This window comes from Stenotrophomonas sp. A3_2, from assembly GCF_036624925.1.
GTDB classification, from domain to species: Bacteria; Pseudomonadota; Gammaproteobacteria; order Xanthomonadales; family Xanthomonadaceae; genus Stenotrophomonas; species Stenotrophomonas hibiscicola.
In genome coordinates this window covers 1-441 of the sequence record NZ_JAZKVY010000254.1, presented here as the reverse complement: position 1 = coordinate 441, position 441 = coordinate 1, and the positions used below count along the sequence as shown (strand labels likewise).

The following is a 441-nucleotide window of genomic DNA, read 5'->3' as shown; positions in this document are numbered from 1 at the left end:
GGTGCAGCTCGCGCGGGCGAGCGACGTGCTGATTGCCGATATCGACGCGCTGCTCGCCCATATCATCGGCACCGAGCTCGCCCGCCTCCACGCGCTCATCGCCGCGGTCCAGGCCCCGCCCGAACGCCTCCACGCCGCCCGCCGCGCCGCCTTCCTGGAAGCCACCCGCGCCGGCGGCACCATCACCCCGGCCTACCGCCTCGTGGTGCTCGACCTCGCACTCCTGCCCGATGATCTCCGCCCGGGGCTCGAGGCCGCCCGCGCCGCGATCGGCGAGGCGCTCGCCGGCCCCCTCGGCCAGCACGCCCTGGCCCTCCTGGAGTCCCCGGGCTGCACCCCTGACGAGATCGAAATCCTCATGGCGAGCCTCGCCCCCGCCGCCGAGCCCATCACCCCGCCGGCGATCACCGCGCTCCCGGCCGCCGCGGCGCCCGTCCCGTC

At 76.6% G+C, this 441-nt stretch carries 1 protein-coding gene; it reads left to right on the top strand.

What is annotated here, in order from left to right; translation table 11 throughout:
* Positions 1 to 441: hypothetical protein (locus R5H29_RS11400; protein WP_332329194.1), on the top strand; the 441-nt coding region annotated here is incomplete at both ends.